The sequence below is a fragment of the Thermoactinomyces daqus genome, from assembly GCF_000763315.1.
Taxonomy (GTDB): domain Bacteria; phylum Bacillota; class Bacilli; order Thermoactinomycetales; family Thermoactinomycetaceae; genus Thermoactinomyces_A; species Thermoactinomyces_A daqus.
Genome location: NZ_JPST01000013.1, coordinates 18,645 through 32,101 on the forward strand (window position 1 = coordinate 18,645; position 13,457 = coordinate 32,101).

General features: G+C 49.4%; 19 protein-coding genes and 1 pseudogene. 15 read left to right on the top strand and 5 right to left on the bottom strand.

Annotated features, from left to right (window positions below; all coding sequences use genetic code 11):
• Positions 1-49: 49 nt before the first annotated feature.
• Entirely contained in the window at positions 50-466 is a 417-nt protein-coding gene (locus JG50_RS0105975; RefSeq protein WP_033100207.1) for a DUF1885 family protein, read from the bottom strand.
• Positions 467-706: 240 nt separating this feature from the next.
• Between JG50_RS0105975 and JG50_RS0105980 the strand changes: the two genes are divergently transcribed.
• From JG50_RS0105980 to JG50_RS19245, 3 genes are all read left to right on the top strand, one after another.
• Positions 707-1,147: a hypothetical protein gene (locus JG50_RS0105980; RefSeq protein ID WP_033100208.1), complete on the top strand. Its 441-nt coding sequence runs from the start codon at positions 707-709 to the stop codon at positions 1,145-1,147.
• Between the two features lie 231 nt (positions 1,148-1,378).
• Positions 1,379-1,681 (top strand): DUF3055 domain-containing protein, encoded by a 303-nt coding sequence (locus JG50_RS0105985; RefSeq protein ID WP_033100209.1) that lies wholly within the window; start codon positions 1,379-1,381, stop codon positions 1,679-1,681.
• Positions 1,682-1,830: 149 nt separating this feature from the next.
• Positions 1,831-1,959: a GapA-binding peptide SR1P gene (locus tag JG50_RS19245; protein ID WP_081943747.1), complete on the top strand. Its 129-nt coding sequence runs from the start codon at positions 1,831-1,833 to the stop codon at positions 1,957-1,959.
• A gap of 117 nt (positions 1,960-2,076) precedes the next feature.
• On the opposite strand, the gene JG50_RS0105990 is transcribed toward JG50_RS19245, so the two are convergent.
• Positions 2,077-3,531 carry an aminotransferase class I/II-fold pyridoxal phosphate-dependent enzyme gene (locus JG50_RS0105990; protein ID WP_033100210.1) on the bottom strand — a complete coding sequence of 485 codons (1,455 nt, stop codon included), beginning with the start codon at positions 3,529-3,531 and terminating at the stop codon, positions 2,077-2,079.
• Positions 3,532-3,942: 411 nt separating this feature from the next.
• Positions 3,943-4,569 (bottom strand): YktB family protein, encoded by a 627-nt coding sequence (locus JG50_RS0105995; protein ID WP_033100211.1) that lies wholly within the window; start codon positions 4,567-4,569, stop codon positions 3,943-3,945.
• A gap of 294 nt (positions 4,570-4,863) precedes the next feature.
• Here JG50_RS0105995 and JG50_RS0106000 point away from each other — a divergent pair, with 294 nt between their 5' ends.
• The 7 genes and pseudogenes from JG50_RS0106000 to JG50_RS0106030 all read left to right on the top strand — a co-directional run bounded on the left by JG50_RS0106000 (position 4,864) and on the right by JG50_RS0106030 (position 9,453).
• Positions 4,864-5,055, top strand: a complete 192-nt coding sequence (locus JG50_RS0106000) for a hypothetical protein (RefSeq protein WP_033100212.1) — start codon at positions 4,864-4,866, stop codon at positions 5,053-5,055.
• 129 nt (positions 5,056-5,184) lie between these two features.
• Entirely contained in the window at positions 5,185-6,675 is a 1,491-nt protein-coding gene (locus JG50_RS0106005; protein WP_033100213.1) for a leucyl aminopeptidase, read from the top strand.
• A 164-nt stretch (positions 6,676-6,839) separates the two neighbouring features.
• A pseudogene (locus JG50_RS0106010) lies at positions 6,840-7,124 on the top strand (iron-sulfur cluster biosynthesis family protein); the annotation flags it as partial.
• Between the two features lie 12 nt (positions 7,125-7,136).
• A complete protein-coding gene (locus tag JG50_RS0106015) occupies positions 7,137-7,865 on the top strand; it encodes a glycerophosphodiester phosphodiesterase (RefSeq protein WP_235281623.1) in 729 nt (242 codons plus the stop codon).
• 110 nt (positions 7,866-7,975) lie between these two features.
• The gene (locus JG50_RS0106020) at positions 7,976-8,809 is read left to right on the top strand and encodes a deoxyribonuclease IV (protein WP_033100216.1); all 834 of its coding nucleotides are present in this window, start codon (positions 7,976-7,978) and stop codon (positions 8,807-8,809) included.
• 18 nt (positions 8,810-8,827) lie between these two features.
• On the top strand, positions 8,828-9,130 hold the full coding sequence (locus JG50_RS0106025; RefSeq protein WP_033100217.1) for a YlaH-like family protein: 303 nt from the start codon (positions 8,828-8,830) through the stop codon (positions 9,128-9,130).
• A 38-nt stretch (positions 9,131-9,168) separates the two neighbouring features.
• Positions 9,169-9,453, top strand: coding sequence for a hypothetical protein (locus JG50_RS0106030; RefSeq protein WP_033100298.1), 285 nt, complete (start codon positions 9,169-9,171; stop codon positions 9,451-9,453).
• Here JG50_RS0106030 and JG50_RS19250 read toward each other — a convergent pair.
• Positions 9,443-9,610 (bottom strand): DUF2197 domain-containing protein, encoded by a 168-nt coding sequence (locus tag JG50_RS19250; RefSeq protein WP_081943748.1) that lies wholly within the window; start codon positions 9,608-9,610, stop codon positions 9,443-9,445. The genes JG50_RS0106030 and JG50_RS19250 overlap by 11 nt on opposite strands.
• Before the next feature lie 143 nt (positions 9,611-9,753).
• Positions 9,754-10,335 (bottom strand): YhcN/YlaJ family sporulation lipoprotein, encoded by a 582-nt coding sequence (locus tag JG50_RS0106035; protein ID WP_033100299.1) that lies wholly within the window; start codon positions 10,333-10,335, stop codon positions 9,754-9,756.
• A gap of 137 nt (positions 10,336-10,472) precedes the next feature.
• On the opposite strand from JG50_RS0106035, the gene JG50_RS0106040 reads away from it, so the two are divergent.
• The 5 genes from JG50_RS0106040 to JG50_RS0106060 all read left to right on the top strand — a co-directional run bounded on the left by JG50_RS0106040 (position 10,473) and on the right by JG50_RS0106060 (position 13,454).
• Positions 10,473-11,108 carry an MBL fold metallo-hydrolase gene (locus JG50_RS0106040; RefSeq protein WP_033100218.1) on the top strand — a complete coding sequence of 212 codons (636 nt, stop codon included), beginning with the start codon at positions 10,473-10,475 and terminating at the stop codon, positions 11,106-11,108.
• Between the two features lie 83 nt (positions 11,109-11,191).
• Positions 11,192-11,758 carry a TlpA family protein disulfide reductase gene (locus tag JG50_RS0106045; RefSeq protein ID WP_033100219.1) on the top strand — a complete coding sequence of 189 codons (567 nt, stop codon included), beginning with the start codon at positions 11,192-11,194 and terminating at the stop codon, positions 11,756-11,758.
• A gap of 30 nt (positions 11,759-11,788) precedes the next feature.
• The gene (locus JG50_RS0106050; RefSeq protein ID WP_033100220.1) at positions 11,789-12,499 is read left to right on the top strand and encodes a cytochrome c biogenesis CcdA family protein; all 711 of its coding nucleotides are present in this window, start codon (positions 11,789-11,791) and stop codon (positions 12,497-12,499) included.
• An 80-nt stretch (positions 12,500-12,579) separates the two neighbouring features.
• A complete protein-coding gene (gene resA / locus JG50_RS0106055) occupies positions 12,580-13,113 on the top strand; it encodes a thiol-disulfide oxidoreductase ResA (protein ID WP_033100221.1) in 534 nt (177 codons plus the stop codon).
• A gap of 17 nt (positions 13,114-13,130) precedes the next feature.
• Complete coding sequence (locus JG50_RS0106060) at positions 13,131-13,454, top strand: rhodanese-like domain-containing protein (RefSeq protein WP_220184961.1); 324 nt, start codon at positions 13,131-13,133, stop codon at positions 13,452-13,454.
• The last annotated feature ends 3 nt before the right edge of the window (positions 13,455-13,457 follow it).

A 13,457-nucleotide genomic window follows, 5' to 3' on the forward strand; every position in this document is an offset into this window, starting at 1 on the left:
AAAAAGACCTCCAGCCTCTCCGGCGGGGGGTCTTCTTTTTGCGGGCGGGTTATTTTCGATCATTAAAGTACATGGTGCGTCCGTTAAAGAGATGCAGTTCTCCTTTTAGCTGCTTTGCCAGGAATTTGCCGTATTCATTCCCTTTGGCTGTATCCCCGTGGGTCGCTTGATCGGGTAACACAATTTGAATATAGGGGATATTCGTTTCCGCCTCCTTGGCGACACCGACGATCAATCCGTAATAGTGGCTCGGTTTTTTTCCTTTCAGGAGCAGATAAGGAATCCCGTCCTGCTCGCGTTCCTGAAGATCGTAAGGAAAAGCGGCTTCCTGGTAGCCCCAGCCGAGCTGTTTTCCGGTGAGCGACACCATCTCCTGGTAGTAGAGGAACAGGTTTTTCACTTCCTCAAGGGATATGTCTTCTTGTTTCGACCCTTTTACCAACTTTATGTAGGCGCTTTTGCTCAAAGCAAATCTCTCCCATGCTCGCTTTTTTTGCTCCGACTGCAACTAAAATAAGTTTATATCATTTCCAATTGTCAGACAAGGGAAGGGCAAGCCCGTCGTTTCATCATGGCCTGCGCGCCGGGAAGTCTTGACGATGAATCGTGAAGAGAACAGTTTTAAAAATATTGGAAAAAAACGGCTTGCGGCCGTTGCGCACTTATGCTACACTTTGATGTAATTTACTAAGTTGGGGGAGTTTTGATGCGCAAGGCCGATCTTTTGGATGAGCTTCGCGCGGAAATTGGCGCCATGTCAGACAAATACAGCAGTGAATTGGAAAAATTATATCAATTTGTTTGTAATTCGTTATTTGACAACATGGCGGATTATCAATGGGTTTCAATTTACTTGGTGGAAGACTTCTCCTTCTGTCTCAAATTTGAGCGGGGGCAAACGGAATTGCCTCCGGTGATCCCGTTTGGGGAAGGATTCATGAGTTTGGCAGCTGCGAGAGGAAGCGTGGTGCGGGAACGGATCTGGAACCGGACAGAGGTATATGTTCCCTTTTATCACGGCCATCATTTGGTCGGGGTGCTGGTTGTGACGGGGACAGCCGGTGGAAATATCGACGATGAGGATATTTCACTCTTCTGTGAGTTGGCTTCATTATTTGAATCGAAAGTAAAAAAATGCAATTCTTAAATGCAAATACCGGTTTATTACCGAAAAATACAGGGAATAAAAAAACAGAAAAACCGCTTTTTGAAAGCGGTTTTTCATTCCGCTGTGGCAGGTTGGCCAGGATCGGAGGTTGCTGGTGGACAGTTGTCTTAAGGTCCAATCCTGATCCTGCGGTTTTGTGTACCTTCTCTTTTGCGGCGCTTGCGAGATTTTGGTTTTGTTCTTCTAATACAAAAGCGAGGGGGAGAGGACATGAGTCTTTATGAACGTTTGTACGACGAATCCGAAAAAGCGAAAGTTCGGTTTGTTGGTTTTGTTTCCGAACAGGGTCGCTATGATTTTGGAATTGTCTACACGCATATGTTTTTTGGCAAGCCGCTGGTGGTTTGTATGCAGACGGGGCGCTCCTCATTGCTTTCGTTAGAAGATGCCGAAAATCTGGAATATTTGCAGAAGGTCTTTAATTTGCGATCGATGGAGGAAGCGGAAGAAATATCGATTTTTTTCAAAAACAACCTGCCAACCATTACCATCGATGCAGAAACGGAACATTGATGAAAAGAGCAAGTCTTCGGATTTGCTCTTTTTTATTTCCGCTTTGACAAAATTAGTATGTCATAATATACTATAAGTGACACAATAATAAAAGCGCTTTCATTCAAAGTGAATGACATAGATCGAAAATGGACAGAGGAGGATTTTTCATGGAAGCCATCGTCTGCCAATCCTGTGACAAAGTGATCGAGTATGTTGAAGCGGAGAAAGTGGGAACGCTCTACTCCACCTGCGACGGATGCGACCATCGGGAAGAAGAAAAAACCAATCGCCAATAGGGGGCCACAGATCTTATTTGATAAGAAAGACCACCGGTTATCGGTGGTCTTTCTTGTTGACGCATCCCAAAAAGGGGGGTTCGCCGGAGCCGGATTCTTTTCTTTGCCAGGCGTTAATTAACAAATGACGCGGATTGTCTTCAGTGTGGGATCTTCCGGCCCTTGTACGGGCAGTCCGGCTTTGATGTGTTCCACGATATAGCTGATATTATCTTCAGTGATCCGTTCGCCCGGGGCGAGAACGGGAATGCCGGGCGGATAGATCATAATGAATTCGGCGATGATGTGTCCGGCTGACTCGGCAAGGGGGATCGAGACCGTGTCGCTGTAAAATGCCTCGCGCGGGGATAAAACGAGTTCAGGTATTTCCGGGAGGCGGATATTCACCTGTTTGGTTTGCTCCGGTTGGTAAAACCGGCCGGAGAGATCTTTGAGCGCCTCAAGCAGACGGTCGATCGTTTCTTTCGTATCGCCGGGGGTCACCAGACACAGCAGATTGTACAAATCGCTCAATTCCACTTCGACATTGTGGCATTCGCGCAGCCACTTTTCAGCATCGTGTCCATTGATGGCAAAGTTTTTCAAGTGGATGAGCAATTTGGTCTCGTCGAGATCGTACAGGGCGTCACTGCCCAGCCATTCCTTGCCCATACACAGGAGGCCCGGGATTTTGTTGATTTCGCTTCTTGCATATTCGGCCAGTTCCAATGTTCTCTGAATGATCTCATAACCTTCCGTCGCCAGATAGCGCCGTGCTGCATCCAGGGAAGCAAGCAGGATATAAGAAGTGGAAGTGGTGGTCAGCATACTGATAATCGACTGAATCCGGCGCGGATTCACAAGGCCCTCCCGCACGTTTAGAACGGAGCTTTGCGTCAGGGAGCCGCCCAGTTTGTGCACACTGGTGGCGGCCATATCAGCCCCGCAATCCATGGCGGACATCGGCAGGCGTTCGTGGAAATGGGTCAGCACTCCATGGGCTTCATCAACGAGAACAGGAATCCCGTGCTGATGAACGAGATCGACGATTTCCTTGAGGTTGCCGGCCACGCCGTAATACGTTGGATTAATCACTAAAACGGCTTTGGCTTCAGGATGCTTTTTCAGGGCTTTTTCCACTTGGCACGCTGTAATGCCGTGAGCGATTCCCAGGGTTTCATCCATTTCCGGGTGGACGAAGATCGGCAGCGCTCCGGCGAGAATGATGGCGGATAAAACCGATTTATGCACGTTTCGCGGCACGATGATTTTATCCCCCGGTTCTGCAACCGACATGACCATCGTCATAATCGCACCGCTCGTTCCCTGTACGGAAAAAAAGGTATAATCCGCGCCAAAAGCCTCAGCCGCCAGCTTTTGTGCCTCGGCAATTATACCGTGCGGATGGTGCAAGTCATCCAGAGGTTCTATATTAATCAGGTCGATGGACAAGGCGTTGTCCCCGATAAAGTGGCGGAACTCAGGGTCCATGCCCCGACCTTTTTTGTGTCCGGGAATATGAAATTGAATAGGATTTCGTTGGGCATGTTCCTTCAATTTGCTGAACAATGGAGTGGTTCTTTGTCGATCCATGGGCGTTGCCTACCTTTACTTGAATTCATGCACGACCGATAGTATAACAAAAACGGCTTCGGAACAAAAGAAAAATATTCATTTTTGAATGGTACAATCAATGAATAATAATACAATCGATTTGCATAATAAAAAACCTCCCGTTTTTGAGAGGTTTTGCATCTGCCGATGGACTTTGGACGAAGAGTTGGAGCTTTTCCGCAACGGCTTATGCGACGAAGAAGACTGGATCAAAGCGAAGCAGCAAGACCCGACGGACCGTGTTTTCCAGACTTCAACAAGCAGAAATCCTCCCATTTCTGAGAGGATTTCATCGGGGTGAACAAGTGTGACAAGCCGGGCCGGTCTTAACCCCCAAATCCCTGATTTTTGCGCAAACTTCCGCCGGGGTTTAGCGAAGATGAGGTGATTCTATGAAATGGACAGTTTATACAGGGGCTGCAAGGTTTCAAAAGTGGACTCCAGGATCTTCACCATTTCTTCTCCCGTTTTTTGCACGGCTTGTTCGCGTGGCAGAACCGTTCCGCACAAAAACTCGGCTTTTTTGACATTCTCAAGGCGATCGAGCATTTTCAGGGCGTCTTCTTCGCTGAGCTCCCGTTTTTGAATCACATCGGGCACGGTATGATCTTTGGAGAAGTAAAAGGAATCGGGGATCGCCGGCCAAATTTCCGCGAATTGTTCCTTGAAGTTTCGGGCAAACGCCGGCTTGCGGTCACATTCATAAATCAGGGCAAACCACATGAACAGGTGTGTGTCACGGATGCCCAACTGAAAGTGGGGAAGGGCTTTGTAGCCGCGTCTGCCGGTTGACCAGGCAACCCAGGTTTCCTCCGGCGGATTCACAGTTCTGCGCGCATGTTTGGCAATATGTACATAAACGGGTTCCCCGACCAGCGCTGCCAGGAAGGGAGCAATTCGATCGCCGAGCACCCCGAATTTTGGCTGGATATTTTGCCGGATTGCCTCCATGCGCGCCTCCAATCCGGCGATGTTGAACACCGTAAAATCTTTTTCGATAAATGGAGGGATTTTCACTTACATTCACCACCAGGCAAACAGATTTTGTACATATCTTACCACAGATAAGTACAAATCTATAAAAATATTATTTTAAATATTCAGTTTATCATTATAATCACCGTTTCCCTTTCGGTTTAAGAGGCGTAAATTATAGCAAGATCAAGGGTTGAATGCATTTTTTGATGAACTCTTTTCGACAGGTTTATTTCCTTCATTATGGGGCAAAGCTGTAGCCAAGCTAACGAAAATGGGGTTAGCAATTTGGGGCCCAAATCCCGATTTCTTACAATGAAGGGGTGCAGCGGAACCATGGAAGAGGTTATTCGGGCATATCGTTGTCGCACTGCGGAGGAACGCATTCAGGTGTTGAGAATGGAATTGGATTATGAATTGGCCAAACTCTATGAAGCGATGAAAGAGAAGAGCACACACAAAATTGACCAGTGTAAAGCACGGCTGAAGGAAATCCGAAGGGAAATGATGATCCTTGAAGTTTTATAAAACAATTTCGTCTATTTTATAGCAACAGGAGATAAATCAAATTTTGTCGAAAGTGTAACATGCTGAATTTTCGTTGGCGTGTTACACTTTTTTCATTTTTATCATTCCACGATTGGGGGAGGGCATCATATGGAGTGGAAATTGACGAGAGAACCGTTGGCTTCACTGGAAATGGATGCAATCATCGTCTTTCATGCAAATGAAGGAAAATCGGTTCAAGGGGTTGCCCGGGAAGTAGATGAGGCTCTCGGTTTTCGGATTTCCAACCTGATTGCTGCAGGAGAAATTTCGGGGGATTTCGCCGAAGTTACGGACATGCACAATTGGGGAAAAATCCCCGCTGGACGGGTTTTTGTCGTTGGTCTGGGGGATGAGGGAAAACTGGAACTTCATTCCTTCAAAAATGCAGTGGCTACCGCTGCAAGAGCGGCAAAACATAAAAAAGTGAAAAGTCTGGGGATCGATTGTCCTTCCTTCATGATCGAGAGATATAACTCGGTTGACGTGATTCAGTCGATTGTGGAAGGGATTGAATTGGGAAGCTATCAGCATCATTCCTATAAATCTGAAGATAAAAGCGAAAGCTTGGAAGAGATTCGCGTCTTTGGAGATCAGGTAAAAGATTCGGCCTTTGCTGCGGGGGTTGAACGCGGTCGCATTTTTGCCCGGGCCACCAACTTTGCCCGCTATCTCGTGCATGAACCGGCCAACTTTATGACCCCGGAAGCATTGGCCGATCATGCACGGGCCATAGCGGAAAAAAGAGGGATTGAACTTGATATCCTGACCGAGGACCGGCTGCGGGAGTTGGGCATGAATGCGCTGTTATCCGTGGCTGAAGGCAGTGCAAACCGGCCGCGGATGATTGTCTTGTCCTATAAGGGGGCACCGGAGTCGGATGATGTAATCGGGCTGGTCGGCAAAGGAGTAACCTTTGACAGCGGAGGATTGCAGCTTAAACCCGGCAAAGGGATGGGCGAGATGAAAGATGATATGGGCGGAGCGGCAGCTGTACTGGCAGCGATGGATGCGATCGGCGAACTGCGCCCGCACAGCAATGTCATCGCTGTCATTCCAGCCTGCGAAAATATGACGGGCAGCAGAGCATTTCGTCCAGGAGATGTGATTCGCTCTTTTAGCGGGAAAACAATTGAAGTTCATCACACCGATGCGGAAGGGCGACTGATTTTGGCTGATGCCATTGCCTATGCCAAGCACCTTGGCGCAACACGACTGGTTGATATCGCCACGCTGACGGGCGGGGTTGTGGTTGCACTGGGGCATGTAGCGAGCGGCCTGATGAGCAACGATGCGCAGTGGGCCGAAGAAGTGAAAAAAGCGGCTCGCATCGCCGGGGAACGGGTCTGGGAACTTCCGATGTACGAAGAATACGAGCAATATGTGGATAGTGAGATTGCGGATGTGAAAAACGATGCCGGAAGCACGGCCAGCTGCATTCAAGGAGGTTTGTTTTTGCGCCGGTTTGCAGAGCCTGTTCCATGGGTGCACTTGGATATTGCGGGGACGGTTACCGCTCCGGAGGAAAAGGGGATTTTTGTCAAAGGAGCGACCGGAACCGGGGTTCGGACACTGATTCAACTTGCGATCTGCCGGGGATAATAAAGATCAGACATCAGGACTGGGCACGGAACCCTAACCGTCTCCAGTCTTTTTGTTTGAAAAAAAGGAAATCGTTATCCTTGGGGGATCCCGAATAAGTTAGATTGTATTTTGGAAAAGAAAGGAGAGCCAAACGTTGCGTATATTGGTAAACAGATGAGGCTTATCAAACGCTCGTCGGCAAAAAGCCGGAACCGTCGGCCGTGCTCCGCATTGCGGCGATTACGGAGGGATGCGGTTGCAGCAATGATGCCATGTATGAGGTAAACTGGGATCTGCCGCAGGAGAATGACCGGCATTTTGAGATTGCGAAAGACTTGAGCGTGGTTATCGATCCGGGAAGTCAACTTTATTTTGAGCCTGAATTGATCATTGACTTTGACCCGGAACGGGGAACTTTTTCCCTGAAAAACAAAAGCGAGATTTTTATCCGGCAAATTTTTCTGTGAAGGAGGATCATGTTGCCACAGGTCGAGATTGTCGCACATCGCGGTTTTTCCGAAATTGCGCCGGAAAATACAATGGCTGCTTTCAAGAAGGCGCAGGCAGCGGGAGCTGACGGAATCGAACTCGATGTGCAATTGACGAAGGATGGGGAGGTTGTCGTCATTCATGATGAAACGGTGGACCGGACCACCAACGGTTCCGGATTGATCAACGAGATGACCTGGGCACAGGTGCGGAAACTGGATGCTGGTCGCTGGTTTTCCGAGGCGTATGCCGGGGAGACGATCCCGACTCTGCGGCAGGTATTGGAATGGGTGGCCGGGACTTCACTTTGGGTCAATATTGAATTGAAAAACAACCGCTTCGCCTACCGCGGACTGGAAGAAAAAGTGGTGAAGGAGATTGAGCGAACCGGTTTGGAGAGGAGGGTGGTTTTATCTTCCTTTAATCCTCTGAGCCTGCGTCATCTGGCTGCCTGCCGTCCGGCGATGGAGAGGGCTCTTCTCTATGAACACAAAATGCCTGCTCCTTGGATTTATGCCAAGTTGATCGGGGTTAGCTCCATTCACCCGCACTTTTCCGTGATCACGCCGGCCATCGTTGAGCGTTGCCGGGCAAAGGGGATCGCTGTTCGCCCATACACGGTGGATGATGAGGGGATGATGGAGGAATTGATTGAAGCGGGAGTGGAGGCGATCATTACCAATGTCCCCGATCGATTGTTTTGGATTTTGAACGGTTGACGAAGCCGCCGCTGAAGTTGCCAGTCCGGGCGGGGGATGCTAAAATGAAGCTGATGGACAGCGCCTGAACCAGAGGGGGCGCTTTTTGTCTTTAACAGGAGGAACCATTTATGAAAATCGGATGTCATATCAGCGTCTCAAAAGGATTTTTTAACGCCGCCAAGCGGGCAGATGAGCTGGGAGCGAAATCATTTCAAGTCTTTACGAAGAATCCCCGCGGCTTAAAGCCGAAAAAGTTAAATGTAGTTGATGCGGACCGCGGGCGGGAATACTGCGAGGAGCAGGGAATTACCCTCGTGGCCCATACGCCGTATATTACCAATTTGTCCACCCCCAAAGAGGATTTGCAGGAAGTGACGATTCGCTCCATCAAGGAGGATCTTCGGATTGCGGAAGCTTTCGGGGCGGTTGGAGCGGTTGTCCATTGCGGAAAGCATGTGGGTGAAGGAGAAGAATTTGGCCGTGAGCGCATGGTCGAGACGTTAAATTTGATTTTGCGCGACTATGACGGGCCGACGAAACTGCTTCTGGAAAACACGGCTGGGCAAGGCAGCGAGTTGGGACTGACCATCCGCGAACTGACCGAGATTCGCAACCGGACGGACGAGCCGGAAAAGATCGGATTTTGTTTTGATACCTGCCATGCGTTTGCCGCCGGGATTTGGAATCACGATACGTTTGCAGAATTAGTCAAAGAGATGGAAGAGACCGGTTACCTGGAACATTTGACGGCGATTCACTTCAATGACAGCAAGGTTCCGTTTAACAGCCGGAAGGATCGCCATGAGAAGATCGGAAAAGGGGAAATCGGTGCTGATGCGTTGGCATTGTTCCTGAAAGCGCCGCAATTTGAAGGTCTTCCGGTCGTGCTGGAAACGCCGGTTGACGATGAATCGGAATATGGGGACGAGATTCGCTATCTTCACCAGTTGAAAAATTCATGAGAAAGTGAGAGATGCGAAATGGCTGCCGATGTGAACACCTGGCTTCACTCGCTCCCGCCGCTGGCGGCCTATCTGATCATACTGGCGCTTACGGCGATTATCTACAAAACGGCGTTTGCCGTCAGGCTTCCCGTTTTGAAATCGGTGCTGGTCTATGTTTGTCTGGCGGTGGGGTGCGGCTTACTGACGCTCTTTCACTATATGGACTTTCCGATGATCCCGGCTTTGGCGGTAACCGTGATCCTGATCGCCGTGACAAGGCTGAGATTGTACGCGGTTCGCAAGCAAAATGAAAGAGCGAAGACGGAAAAGATGCATTGAAAATGCCTTCAGGAGCAGAAAAGGGGTGGAGAAATTCCATGCAGCTGAAAGACGCGCTTTTTAATTGGTTGCAGATTCAAATTGTTTGGGAAGCGAGACCGAGTGACCGGTCTGCCCGGGATACCGCCTATTTTTTTGAGGAGATGCTGCGGGAAGACCATCAGGTGACCAACCTGGAGAAAACGGCGGAAAAAGACCGCTATGTCGTACAATACGAGCTGGATGGTCAGGTACATACCGAGTCGTTTGCGCGGGAAGCGGCGGAACAACTGATCAAGGATATCATGGCTGAACCAAAGTACAATCAAACGTTTACTGATTGATGTTCATCTTTTTTTCCTGCCGTTCAAGTGTTTTCTGTTTGATGCGTTCATGGCAGTCAGGGCAAATCTGAATCAGGTGCGGATGTTTTTTGATTTTCTTCTCCGTCCATTTGTCCGGTTTGAAACTCTGCTCACACAGGATACAAATCACTCTCATTCCGTATCTTCCTTCTTTTATTTTGTCCCTTTTTAAATGATCCAACAGTAAGTATACTACAACCGTTTTGGCATGGCACTGTTTTAACTTAACGAAAAAGCAAACAACGGAGTGAATTCGTTGTTTGCTTTTTCTTGATCGGCTTATCTGGCCGGTGCTTGTCTGCTCTGATTGAGGCGTTCCTGGTTCATCTTGTTTGGCGCCTGTTCGGTTCTTTCCGTTTCGCGGGAAGGTTGGGGTGCAATCCGGTTGGCGATTTCCGCCAGTTCATTCATCAGACCGCCGACCGGATGCCCTTGGCGAATGTGCTCACTCAACTCCCGAATGCGCTGGGTTAAAGCCGGGTCCGCAGTAACGAGTGCATTTGCTCCCAACGGATCCTCCTTGAGCGCTTGGGCAACCGTATATTTAATCGTGCCGACACGGCCGCGATCAAGTGTCGGGTCAAGCGCGATCCCCACCAAAGTGTATTTTCCCATCACAACTGCCGAAGCGCTTTTGACATTGGGAACCTGCATTGCCAGCTGTGCAAGCCGGTCCGCTTTCGCCTGCGGGGATTGATCCCGTTTCGGTTCGGGAGCGGTTTGCTTGACTTCAACGGTTTGCGGGATTTTTTTGCCCGACGGCGGAGCGGATTGATTCGCTGGCGGCTTGTTTTCCTGCTGACAACCGGTTAGGACGAGTAAAGCAGCAAGCAGGCCGATCCATTTCAGCTTCCAAGTCATCCGTTTTTCTTCCTTTCCGTTTTCATTTGTTCCTATTTTGTCCTGTTCCCCGGGCGGGCATGTACTCACTTTGAAGTCATTCCCCGTTCGGTGTAGAATGGGGGTTGAGGATCAGGACACTTTGGAGGTACATAAGAATGAAAATTGAAACGTTTGTGCTCGGACCGGCCATGACGAATGCTTATCTCATGTATGATGAGGAGTCAAAAGAGGGATTGGTGGTTGACCCCGGCATGGGGCCGGATTCCTTGCTTCGGCGCATTGGAGAATTGGGAATTGCCGTGAAAGCGATTTTATTAACCCATGCCCATTTTGACCATATCGGCGGGGTGGAAGAATTGCGTTCGCTGACCAAGGCGCCTGTTTATTTGCACCGCGCAGAAGCTGATTGGATGACGGAACCGCAAAAAAATGGATCCGGGCTGTTTCCGGGAATTCCCGCGATCGTCTGCGCTCCGGCGGAACACCTTCTTGACGGTGGGGAAACGCTTTCGCTGCTCGGAGAAACTTTTCGCGTATTGCATACACCGGGGCATTCGCCGGGCAGTGTCACGTACGTATGGGGTACCACCATTTTCAGCGGCGATGTGTTGTTTAAAAACTCGATCGGCCGTACCGATTTGCCGGGGGGAAGCTATGAAACTCTGATGCACAGTATTTCCGAAAAGTTGATGGATCTGCCGGAGGAGACGAGAGTCCTGTGCGGGCATGGGCCGGAGACGACCATCGGGCGTGAACAGATGCACAATCCTTATGTAACCGGATTGTTGTAAGAGGGTTATCCATCGCAAAAAAGTTAAATACTTGTGAAAAGGAGCGATTTCGTTCCATGATGTAATGAAGGAGCGTTTGTTGCATGAAATGGAGAAATGTGGTTGTTTTGTTGCTGATCGTCGTTGCGGTGGCCGGTACATTCTGGTTTTATTCGGCGAAAGGACAAGATGAGGCGGCCCTGCAAGTGGTTCATTGTCAGGGGGAGCCGCAGCCGGAAGAGGGATATTGCGCCCCGAACTTCAAACTGGCCACCCTCGATGGCCGGAGCGTTGAGTTGGCGCAAAACGGGGGCAAGCCGACGGTGGTGAACTTTTGGACGACGTGGTGCGGATATTGCAAGCAAGAGATGCCCTATTTTCAAAAAGCGTTCAATAGTTACAAAGACCGCGTCAACTTCATTATGGTCAATTTGACGGCGATGGAGCGGAAGCCGGAAGAGGTTTCCTCCTTTGTAAAACAAAATCACTTCACGTTTCCTGTTGCCATGGACCCTGCTAAAAATGGACAGACGGTGGGAATTGATCAGTATCATCTCTTCGGAGTGCCGGCTACTTTCATTGTGGGAAAAGACGGGAAAATCCTGCACAAATTTGTAGGCGGGATGAAGGAACAGGCGCTGTTTTCCATGATTGACGAACTGGCCAAATAAATGACCGCCGACAAAAGGGGAGAGAGTTCTGTGGAGCATATCAGCTGGTGGATCGCATTTGGAGCGGGGGTGCTTTCTTTTATTTCGCCTTGCACTCTGCCGCTTTACCCATCTTATCTATCCTACATCACCGGTGTATCAGTGGCTCAGCTCAAAGATGAAAAACGAAGCAGGACCATAACCAGGACCGTTGTGTTTCACACACTTTTTTTTATATTGGGATTTTCCGTCATTTTCTATGCGTTGGGGTTTGGGGCCAGTCTGCTCGGAACGCTGTTCAGCCAGTATAAGGATCTGATTCGCATGCTGGGCGCCGTTTTGATCGTGGCCATGGGCTTGTTTGTGCTCGGTGTCTTTCAGCCGGCTTTTTTGCTGAAGGAGTATAAGTTGCAGACAACGAAAAAACGGGTCAGCTTTTTGGGATCGGTTTTGGTGGGGATGGGTTTTGCCGCCGGCTGGACGCCTTGTGTCGGTCCGATTCTCGCCTCGATTATTATGATGACCGCGCTTCATCCTGAAGTGAAATTGGCCTATTTGACTGCTTATACGCTGGGGTTTGCCATCCCGTTTTTTGTGATGGCGTTTTTTGTGGGGAGATTTCGCTGGATTTTGAAGTATTCGGCGGGAGTGATGAAAGTCGGGGGAGGATTGATGGTGCTGTTTGGCATTCTCCTCTATACGGATCAGATGTCCGCTTTGGCCAGCTGGTTGACAAGCATCACCGGATTTACCGGGTTCTGAGCGGTGTTCCCCGCCCCGGTGACCAAAACAGACAAAATCGATAATTTTTGTTACAATTTTGGGTGAAGACGGGTGAGATTATGAACAAAAAGACGCGATATTGGGTCCGCCGCGTGTTATTTCTCTTCATGGTCGCTTTGGTGGGAATCGCCTTATACCAGGCGATGAACCAGGATCAGGCCGACAAGCCGGAAGCAGGGGAGAAAGCGCCCGATTTTCAGCTGGAAACCCTGGACGGGAAACAGATGAAACTGAGCGATTTGAAGGGAAAAGCGGTTTTGCTCAATTTCTGGGGGTCCTGGTGTGATCCCTGCCGAAAAGAAATGCCTGTCTTGGAGCAAGCTTACGAAGAGTATAAAAACCGGGGCTTTACGGTTGTCGGCGTGAACATCGCGGAGACGAATGTAACTGCCTCCGCCTTCGCCCGTCAATACGGGCTGACGTTTCCCGTCCTGATGGACCATGACCGGGATGTGGTGGATTTGTACAAAGTCGGTCCCATTCCCACTTCTCTTTTGATCGACCCTGAGGGTAAAATTACAAAAAGGGTCGAAGGTCCGCTCATCCATGGACAATTGGAATTATATATTAACTCGGTTTTGCCGGGGCATTAGACTGGGAGGATGATATCATGGAACATTATAAAGATATTGAAGCGGGCGAATTCAGCCAGGTGGATGAATCGGAACGAAAAAAATACGTTTTGGTTGATGTGAGAACAAGTGAAGAGTATGAGGAGGGGCACATTCCCGGAGCGATCCACATTCCGCACGACGAGATGGAAGAGCGGTTCGCGGAATTGAATCCGCACAAAGATGAGAAGATTTTGCTCATCTGCCGGAGCGGGCGCCGCAGTGTCATCGCTGCCCATGTTCTACATAGCAAGGGGTTTTCGCAGCTTTATAACTTAAAGGGAGGAATGCTGGAATGGACGGGTCCCGTAACGAAGGAGTAACAG

Bases quoted from the DNA above. Each gene is read 5' to 3' on its own strand.
- JG50_RS0105980 (WP_033100208.1), top strand. From the start codon at position 707: ATGCGCAAGGCCGATCTTTTGGATGAGCTTCGCGCGGAAATTGGCGCC.
- JG50_RS0105985 (WP_033100209.1), top strand. From the start codon at position 1,379: ATGAGTCTTTATGAACGTTTGTACGACGAATCCGAAAAAGCGAAAGTT.
- JG50_RS19245 (WP_081943747.1), top strand. From the start codon at position 1,831: ATGGAAGCCATCGTCTGCCAATCCTGTGACAAAGTGATCGAGTATGTT.
- JG50_RS0105990 (WP_033100210.1), bottom strand. From the start codon at position 3,531: ATGGATCGACAAAGAACCACTCCATTGTTCAGCAAATTGAAGGAACAT.
- JG50_RS0106000 (WP_033100212.1), top strand. From the start codon at position 4,864: ATGGAAGAGGTTATTCGGGCATATCGTTGTCGCACTGCGGAGGAACGC.
- JG50_RS0106005 (WP_033100213.1), top strand. From the start codon at position 5,185: ATGGAGTGGAAATTGACGAGAGAACCGTTGGCTTCACTGGAAATGGAT.
- JG50_RS0106020 (WP_033100216.1), top strand. From the start codon at position 7,976: ATGAAAATCGGATGTCATATCAGCGTCTCAAAAGGATTTTTTAACGCC.
- JG50_RS0106025 (WP_033100217.1), top strand. From the start codon at position 8,828: ATGGCTGCCGATGTGAACACCTGGCTTCACTCGCTCCCGCCGCTGGCG.
- JG50_RS0106030 (WP_033100298.1), top strand. From the start codon at position 9,169: ATGCAGCTGAAAGACGCGCTTTTTAATTGGTTGCAGATTCAAATTGTT.
- JG50_RS19250 (WP_081943748.1), bottom strand. From the start codon at position 9,610: ATGAGAGTGATTTGTATCCTGTGTGAGCAGAGTTTCAAACCGGACAAA.
- JG50_RS0106035 (WP_033100299.1), bottom strand. From the start codon at position 10,335: ATGACTTGGAAGCTGAAATGGATCGGCCTGCTTGCTGCTTTACTCGTC.
- JG50_RS0106040 (WP_033100218.1), top strand. From the start codon at position 10,473: ATGAAAATTGAAACGTTTGTGCTCGGACCGGCCATGACGAATGCTTAT.
- JG50_RS0106045 (WP_033100219.1), top strand. From the start codon at position 11,192: ATGAAATGGAGAAATGTGGTTGTTTTGTTGCTGATCGTCGTTGCGGTG.
- resA (WP_033100221.1), top strand. From the start codon at position 12,580: ATGAACAAAAAGACGCGATATTGGGTCCGCCGCGTGTTATTTCTCTTC.
- JG50_RS0106060 (WP_220184961.1), top strand. From the start codon at position 13,131: ATGGAACATTATAAAGATATTGAAGCGGGCGAATTCAGCCAGGTGGAT.